The 8700-nt window shown below is 40.5% G+C and carries 8 protein-coding genes and 1 pseudogene; 2 read left to right on the forward strand and 7 right to left on the reverse strand.

The genetic code is table 11. From position 1 onward, the window contains the following. Positions 1–227: 227 nt before the first annotated feature. The 6 genes and pseudogenes from FKP33_RS20165 to FKP33_RS20190 form a co-directional block, all read right to left on the reverse strand. Positions 228–572: a hypothetical protein gene (locus FKP33_RS20165; protein WP_141336202.1), complete on the reverse strand. Its 345-nt coding sequence runs from the start codon at positions 570–572 to the stop codon at positions 228–230. Continuing rightward, positions 556–945: a flagellar export chaperone FliS gene (fliS, locus tag FKP33_RS20170; RefSeq protein WP_141336203.1), complete on the reverse strand. Its 390-nt coding sequence runs from the start codon at positions 943–945 to the stop codon at positions 556–558. Before fliS ends, FKP33_RS20165 begins: the two co-directional genes overlap by 17 nt. 17 nt (positions 946–962) lie before the next feature. Next, positions 963–2534, reverse strand: a complete 1572-nt coding sequence (gene fliD, locus FKP33_RS20175) for a flagellar filament capping protein FliD (RefSeq protein ID WP_141336204.1) — start codon at positions 2532–2534, stop codon at positions 963–965. Positions 2535–2562: 28 nt separating this feature from the next. Continuing rightward, positions 2563–2940 (reverse strand): flagellar protein FlaG, encoded by a 378-nt coding sequence (locus FKP33_RS20180; protein WP_258313500.1) that lies wholly within the window; start codon positions 2938–2940, stop codon positions 2563–2565. Positions 2941–3194: 254 nt separating this feature from the next. After that, positions 3195–4645: pseudogene (locus tag FKP33_RS20185) on the reverse strand (IS1182 family transposase). Positions 4646–4793: 148 nt separating this feature from the next. Next, complete coding sequence (locus FKP33_RS20190; RefSeq protein WP_258313501.1) at positions 4794–6110, reverse strand: flagellin N-terminal helical domain-containing protein; 1317 nt, start codon at positions 6108–6110, stop codon at positions 4794–4796. Between the two features lie 534 nt (positions 6111–6644). On the opposite strand from FKP33_RS20190, the gene FKP33_RS20195 reads away from it, so the two are divergent. Further along, positions 6645–7253, forward strand: a complete 609-nt coding sequence (locus FKP33_RS20195; RefSeq protein ID WP_258313502.1) for a helix-turn-helix domain-containing protein — start codon at positions 6645–6647, stop codon at positions 7251–7253. Positions 7254–7630: 377 nt separating this feature from the next. On the opposite strand, the gene FKP33_RS20200 is transcribed toward FKP33_RS20195, so the two are convergent. After that, a complete protein-coding gene (locus FKP33_RS20200; RefSeq protein ID WP_141336207.1) occupies positions 7631–7831 on the reverse strand; it encodes a helix-turn-helix domain-containing protein in 201 nt (66 codons plus the stop codon). 156 nt (positions 7832–7987) lie between these two features. Here FKP33_RS20200 and FKP33_RS20205 point away from each other — a divergent pair. Continuing rightward, on the forward strand, positions 7988–8700 hold a 713-nt coding region (locus tag FKP33_RS20205), incomplete at its 3' end, for a recombinase family protein (RefSeq protein ID WP_141336208.1).

Raw genomic sequence — 8700 nt, forward strand, 5'->3', positions numbered from 1 at the left:
CCACCATGTTAGCAAAATATTTAGAAAATTCGTGTATTAACATGAGGTTAACAAATTTCTACAATTTATTCACAACGAAAAACCTTGTCCTGTCGCGGTTTTCCGACATTTTCCGCAAAGTTATCAACAGAGTTATGCACATTGTCCACAGGGGTCGGTGAATGAAAGCAACAAAGAAGCGACCTTTCACTTAAACAATGAATAGTCGCTCCTGTAACAAGTAGGGATTACTTGCGCTTATCAATAAAGACGCTATCGATCGTATAGCTGGCTTCATAACCGTTTTTTTGGATCTTACCCGACATAACTTTATTCATTCCTGCCTGTGCTTTTTCTTTTATTTCTAAAAACTTAGACATTACAAGCTCGTCATATTGTAATATACGGTCTATGGAGTTCCTATAGTTTTCTTTTTCCGCCAAAGACAACTTCTCATTTAAAATACAACGAATGAGTGTCTCCCTTCTAGACAGAAAGGCCTCTACCACACTCGTATCGTCAACATCCATTTTCGAAATAAATGAAACAGTCTCTTGTTCAAGAGCCTGGATTAATTTATCCAAGCTTGCCATGATTATTTGCCCCTGCCTTTGCCACTTGGGCCCAGGTTTCCTTTAGATCCACCAAATAACTTAACACTTCTTCAGCAGGTAACTGATCTTTTTTTATGTTAGCTTGAATCAATAGATGGTTAAAATACTCGTATAATCTGAGCAGGCTCTCAGATATCGATGAATTTCTGTCGAGAGTAATAATGAATTCATTAATGATATCTTGCACTTTACCGAGCGCGTAGTTGGCTAACTCATAATCCTTTTGCGCAATTGCATCAATTCCTTGTTTACAGAATCGTATGGCTCCGTCACAAAGCATAAGCAATAATTGTGCAGGTGTTGCCGTTTGTACGGTGGTTTCTAAATATTTGTTTCTCTGTGTTTGCAGCATACGAACACCTCCAAAATTTATCCCGCACTAAAAGCATTTGATAATTGAGTTGATTGAGCATTATATCGTTGCATAGCTGTTTCCATCGCAGTAAATTTACGGTAATAGTTTTTCTCCACCTCAACAAGCCTTTGATTACCTGCATCTAATTCTTTGTTTAGCCTTTCCATCTGCAACCCCAAAATGCTGCTATCACTTAATAGGGAAGACGTACCCGCTTTCTGTTTTATTTCCTTCATAGCATCATCAATTGCCGTGTAGATTCTTTCAGCAACACCGATGTCATTGCCTTTAGGGTCTCCATTGCCATTGGCTGAGATCAAACCTATGAAAGCCTGGGGATCCTTCTCAATAGCTTCTTTCAGTTTCTCCTCATTCTCGAGATAAAGTTTTCCATTTTCCTGATAATTTCCTGTAACTATACCTATCGAAGACAACGTATTATATTTTGATGATCCATTATCTACTCTAGCGATAATGGCAGATCTCATCTTGCTTATCAACTTGGTTAGAATTGAATCATCCTTAAGCGTGCCACTCTGTGCCTTTTCTTCCCAAAGCTCGATTTCTTTGTCCTTCATATCTTTTTTCTGTTCATCGGTCAATGGAGGGAAATCACGATATCGTTTCTCAGAGACTTTGTCTTGCAAGGTTTTTAACATCTCGTTGTAATCCTTGATAAACCCTTTTACCGTTTCCAAAATTTTATCAGTATTTGTCGAAGTCGATATAGTGGTACCCGTATAAGTAGCTGGATTGTCAGCATCTGTTCGGTTACTAGCCTTCTTTACGGTAATATCTAACCCGTTGATACGGAACGTATTACTAGTCCGTTTAATCAGCATATCATTAACATATACTTCAGCATCGACGGCAGACTTTTCTTGAGGATTTGCGTCCGGAGTTCCATTTCCATCGGTATCATAAGGACCCGTTTTTAATTTCAAGGAATCTTCCAACAAACTACCGTCAAACGTGATCTTGTCCTCTGCTCCTGATGCGCCGTTTACTTTGCCTGTTTGTTTGGCTACCAAAGATACTTTTCCGGTGCTTGCGTCGTAAAAAGCGGATACGTTCGTTTCCCTACTAATTCGTGACAATATAGCATTTAATGAATCTTTGCTCGGATCAAAAGCGACTGTTTTTCCATTTATAACTACCGTATTATTCGTGAAGGGAGAAAATAATTTTGTTTTTTGACTATCAAGCGTCGCGTTAGGATCAAATGTAGTGTCTATGGTTATTTCAGACGAACTATAATTGCTGGCTGCCGTCGCCACCGTTTTTACTTTGACAGTCATTTCTCCCGGTTGAGCATCCCCCGTTGGAACTACAGAAATTGCCTCAGTATCACCGCCAAGATCAGCTTTTCGAGCAGACAAATTCCCTTCCAGCTTACTATTAAATAACTTGTTATTACGGTAATCGTATAGCTTTGTATTCATATCGAGCAAAGACTGCCTCTGCCACTCTACCGTTTTTTTCTTTTGAAATATTTTGTCGACGGGAGCTCGCTGAGCAGTCATTAATTGTTTAATCACCGTATCTGTATCTAAACCAGACGCTAGCCCCGATAATCTCATAACCATTTTATTTTCTCCTCCCTATATCCAATAATTATCTCTTTTCGTCAATAAGTATGCCTGCCATCTCCCAAATTTTCGCAATAAAATCCAGACTTTTTTCCGGGGGAATTTCCCTTATTACTGTACCCGTTTCTTTGTCTAATACTTTTACCATGATTTGTTTCGTTTTATCATGAACATTAAATTCGAGAGTTGTGTATGGACCTCGTACCGCCTTAACAGCTTTTTCTATAGCCTTAACCAGTTGCTCATCACTGATGGATACATGCTCACCCTTAAGCTCTAAACTCTTGATCTCTTCTATTGAATTCACAGAATGAATAACTGCCGATCCATCACCAGAACTGGAAGCTTTCTTGACACGCGGATAGTTAGTTGTGTTATCACTACGAGAATTTATTGCATCCACTTTCTCCCACCCCCGCATTTGAAAAAGTATATTAATTTATATATCGGCGTCAGATACTAAATGCTTTATAGCCATTTGTTATATTAGTCAAGTTGTTTATATAGAAAAAGAGACCCTATAACATGAGGCCACTGAAGAACTTGTGTTTTTTTCAAATGGCCGGAAAGATCCAATCAAAAAGAAGACATTCCACCCAGATATTGGGTTTAATGTCTTCTTTTTTTGTCGTTATTCGATTATGTTCCCCTTTATCTTTACTCAGCTATCTTCAATATTCGTTTTAGGTTCACGGCAAATATGGCCATCGCACCTTGCAACTGCATTCCAAGCAGACCCGAGGATGTGGCGACATCATACCCGTGTCCATGTTTGAGTTCACTGTTCTTCGCTTCAATTTTGTAGCGTTCCTTGGATTTTGCCTTGAAATACTCCGTTTCCTGGAATAACATTTGTTCCGAGTGTTCTTCGGATTTAATGGTCACGGAGTAGGTCTTGGTTTTGGCTCCCTCTTTGTAGCAGCCTTCTTTAAGCGGGCAATGCTTGCATTTCTCTACATCAAAATAGTAGGTATCTTGCTGGTTCTTACCTTCGCCCTTCTTCCCCTGACGGGCTTTTCGGATAGCCATATGACCCGCCTTACACACGTACATGCCTGCATCCTTGTTGAATAGAAATTCGTCTTCTTTCTTCCGGTTGCCTTGCGTAATGAGTGGGTTGAGTTTCGCTACAAGCTCAATTTCATTCTTTTTCGCGTATGCGAGATTATCTTTTTCGGAATAGGCGGTATCGCCGATGACTGTTTGGACTTGCATGCCGGCCGCCTGGCTTTTCTCGATTAGAGTCTGCAATTGCTTGCCGTCATTTTTCTCACCTGTGGGATCACGGCTGCCGTTATGATACGTTCCTCGGTCATGGCCAGATGCGTCTTGTATCCAAAGAAGGCAGAGTCTGCACTTTTGTGTCCTAGTTGTGCATCCGGATCGGCCGTTAAACGAAGCTGCTCGACGTCATCCTCGACCGTTTCCTTCAGCAGGTTAAGCGGCTCCAATACTTTCGGCACTTGTGCGATTCCGGACTCCGTCTCGATGAATGCGATGAGCTTCTGGCAATACGTGATCTCGTCCTCGAGCGTGTCGTTTGTGTTCTTTGCCAGCATTTTAGCTTTGACCGTTTCGTTTATGGAGTAAACGGCTTTCCGCAGTTTACGCGCTTGATCTTGCAGGATCTCTCGCGGCGACTTCTGGTTGTAACGTGCTTTCGTATGCGTGGCATCCACAATAATGGATGTGCTCTTCAAGATGTTCTTTTCGATGGCGAGTTCCACCGTCTTGCCAATAAGCATGTCCAATAGGCTAATGTCCTTTAACCGAAGCTTACGGAATTTCGTCAGGGAACTCGGATCGATTACCGGATCTTCCGGCGCCATGCCGAGGAAATATTCAAACGACAAGTCGTACTTAGAACGCTCGACAATATCTGCGTCAGATAGCTCAAAAATGGCCTTCAGCAACAAATACTTAAACATGCGAACTGGGTCAATTGCGTTCCGTCCATTGTTCAAACAATATTTTGCTTCCAGTTCCTCGTATATGAAGGTGAAATCCACCAGATCGTTAATTTGACGGAGCATATTGTTCTTCGGCACGACAATGTCATACAGCGCCGCATAAGGACTCAGAACTAAAGTTTGTTGTTGTCGAATCATCCGCACTCACCTGCTTTTCGTGATGACTCCATTATACGGCAAAAAAGGCACAGCCTCTTCAATTTTCTTGAAGGTCTGTACCCTTTTCTAAAAGATGGACTTTTTCAGTGGCCTCGTAAATCTAAGGTCTCTCTTTGTTTGATTAGAATTAACGGAGAAGTTGAAGAACGCCTTGTGGTTGTTGGTTAGCTTGAGCCAACATAGCTTGTGCTGCTTGTGCAAGAATGTTGTTCTTCGTTTGTTCCATCATTTCTTTGGCCATATCCACGTCACGTACACGAGATTCAGCAGCAGTCAAGTTCTCGGAAGAAGTGTTCAGGTTGTTGATTGTGTGTTCCAAACGGTTTTGGTAAGCACCAAGTTTAGAGCGTTCGCCAGAAACTTTTTCAATAGCGGTGTTAATTGTTGTAATTGCAAGGTTAGCATTGGCTTGATTGGAAACATCTACACCAGCTACTCCCAGTGCATTTGCACGCATGTCGTTAATACCAATGCTCATATTTTGGTCTTGGTTAGCACCGATTTGCATTTTTAAAGCATTGTTAGTACCAACTGTAATGGATGTGTCTTGGTCAGCAGCAACAGTAAACTCTAGACCTTGTTGGTTACCAGAAGTGACAGTAATTTTATTTCCAGAAGCAGTATAAGAACCACCAAGTTCAGCTACGCTTAAAACAGCATTTGCACCATTGGAAGTTGTCCCAGGAGTTGAAGAGAATACAGTTCCATCTTGACCACTAGTTGTAATTTGATGATTAGCATCCGCAATGGTGGAAGTAAATGTAAAACCTGTAGTAGTTGCCCAAGTTGCAGATACCCCTGTTGTAGCACTCTTACTATTGAATGCATCCAGTGCATTTTGTACAGTATCTGCTGCTGTAAAGGAGAAAGAAGTTCCATTGATTGTAATAGTACCAGCATTACCTAATGCATTAGTAGTAGCTGTTAAGGAACCAGTACCACTATCTGCTACGTTAGCAGCTACTGCCATAGTAGTGTTAGCTGCAGTAATGTTAAGAGTACCAGCTTGAGTAGATGCGGTACCAGTCAAATTAGTTACAGCATTGTTACTAGCAGTTACAGCAACTCCAGCGCTACCATTTAAAAGTTTTTTAGTGTTGAACTCAGTTGTATTACCAATTCGATCAATTTCTTGAGTCAATTGGTTCATTTCTTTTTGAAGTTCACCACGGTCTGTGTCTGTATTTGAATCGTTTGCAGATTGTACTGCAAGTTCGCGCATACGTTGTAGGATGCTATGAGTTTCGTTCAATGCACCTTCAGCTGTTTGAATCAAAGAGATACCGTCTTGAGCATTCTTAGCACCCATATCCAAACCACGAATCTGACCACGCATTTTTTCGGAGATGGCAAGACCTGCTGCATCGTCACCTGCACGGTTGATGCGAAGACCGGAAGACAATTTCTCGATAGATTTGTTCGTGTTAGCAGCGTTGTTGCTCAACTGACGATACGTGTACCCCTCTACGATATCTCAGAGAGTTCTGGAGGGGGCTACCCAGTGCCGAATGAATTACTTCCTTTGGACTTCTCCCCTATTACCCCCACGATACCAATGAACTAAATTTGTAAGAATGTTGTACGCACATAAATTACGCTTGAAAGTTTTAGCTGTTTACTATTTGCTCCCTCTCCGTTAAATCCCAAAAATTGCGAGTTACCTTCATTATCCTTCTCAAAAAGTATACCTTCCCTTTGTTTGGCATTTCCTAATTTTCAATTCATAATTCCTTTCCGCAACTATTCCAGAAGATACATCCACTATGAATAGTGTAAGAAGTTTTAAAAGAATAAAAAGAACCTATCTCGTTATTTTATCGCGACTACCCCCACCCTTATGCGATAAATCGGGAAAGCTATCTGGTAACGTGCCAGTTGACATATATATTAAGAAAGGTCACGTGTTAAGGCTAGCCACCTTCTTATCAGCTTTACTGCCACTTGTGGCGAAAAATTTTGACGAAAGAAGGTCTTAAACGTGAATAATAACGAATTTAGGTATAACAGGGAAGCAGCAAATAATTACATGGATAAGGTAGCACAAGAAAGCACCTATACTAACTTTCACAATGGCTACACGAAAGTTCCTCATAAACTTCATAGGTGCTTTGGTTTGAGTCAGTATGAAAAGCTAATACTGGTGGATTTAATCGCTTATATGAGCAACAAACACAAGTGCTATCCGACCATTGAAAACATCGCTAGGAACGTTGGTTGCAGTTCCAAATCGGTGGAAAGACACATGCGAGCACTGCAGGAGAAGAAGTTGGTTTTAGTCGGTCAAAGTAGAAAGAACAATGAGTATTACTTACCAGAAAATTTCTACCGCCATCCTTACTTTCTAATGTCTGAGAAGACACATGAATTTGTAGACGGATTAGTAGTCAACGAACGTGAACTAACTAATTGGATTCAAGGTATAGTGGATGGGGAGGAATATGAAGGTTTTATCAAAGAATTAGAGTTCCTAAATAAGCGGCGACTCCCAATCATGAAAAATGAAGAAGCCATACACCTTACGAATTATGCACAATTCCTCCAGAAAGAGTTCAAAAAGAGGTTTCCTTCTATCCAAATTGTGTCGTAATTGTCGGTAAAGTTTTTTTAACAGACTCTCTGACTCAATAACAGTCATAAAGTCTGTGTAGGGGTAAAAAATGAGTGCTCTAGACAATGTGTCCACCCCACTTCCCTTATAGTCTGTTATCAGGTCAAATAGTCTGTTTTTTAGACATAAAGTCTGATATCAAGCGTCTGAGAGTCTCACTAATAATAATCATAAATAATATTCATTAAAACAACCATATAGAAGAGTCATTATAAATAAGAATCAGCAGACCTGCCTGCGGCGGTCAGCATTTTAAAAGAGATTTATTATTCATCGTTTATAAAGGTAGGTGAACTAAGAACATTTTACTTGAAAGTAAAGAGATTCCGCCGCTCCTGCGCACTACGGCGCATAGGTCACGAAAGTTCAATTAGTTCTTCAAGACGTATGTTTAACGTCTTGCAGATAGTTTCTAATGTATCAAAATAAATGCTTGTTGCAGTATTTGAACAAAGGTGACTAATAGTATTGGGACGAAGACCAGTCAAACGAGCCAGTTCTCGTTGTGACAAACCTTTTTCCTCTAATATTTCCTTTAATCGAACTCTAATTGGCATTAATATCCCTCACTTAATAATCCTTCTTATACAACTATATCACTTTATTTACTTACATGTATTGATTGTATCGGAGTAGCGATATATAATTTGTATATAGTTGTATCGGAATAGCGTTACATTAATCAAAATTAACGTAACGGAGGGGGATTTTCAATGAATGTCATCGGTTATATTCGTGTTTCTACTCAAGGACAAGCCAAAGACGGCTATAGTCTCTCTTATCAGCAAGACGAGATTGAAGCATACTGCAAGACACAAGGTTGGAATCTACTTTACGTCTTCAAGGACGAAGGTATCAGTGGGGCTAAGATTGACGAAGACGCTTTAGAAGTGGATAGGGAAGGCTTTCAAGACATGTTAGCCGCCCTCTCTACTCATACCATTGACTATGTTTTAGTCCTCAATACAAGCCGTTTATGGCGGTCAGATATCGTAAATATCGTAAAAGTTCTTGTTCACCGTGAATTTAAGAAGCACGGAGTAGACATTAGAAGTATCGAGCAACCCACATATAGTATCTATAAGAAAGACCCTAACGATTTTCTTATCAATGGTCTTATGGAACTGTTAGACCAATATCAGCGGTTGGAAATCGCCATGAAGCTAGCAAGAGGTAGACGCAAGAAAGCCCAACAGGGCGGCTATTCTGGGGGGAAAGCTGCATTTGGGTATCAAGTAGAGAAGGGAAGCAAAGCCCTTTCTATCTCTCCTACAACCGCTAAAACCGTTCAGAAAGTATTTGAACTACGTACCCAATACCCAACATGGTCTCTTCAACAAATCGCTTCACAACTCAATTTAGAGGGCTACAAAACGGCTCACAACAAAGATTTTACAAAGGTTCAGGTCAAAAGAATTTTGGACCG

Source organism: Paenibacillus sp. tmac-D7, from assembly GCF_006519665.1.
GTDB classification, from domain to species: Bacteria; Bacillota; Bacilli; order Paenibacillales; family NBRC-103111; genus Paenibacillus_G; species Paenibacillus_G validus.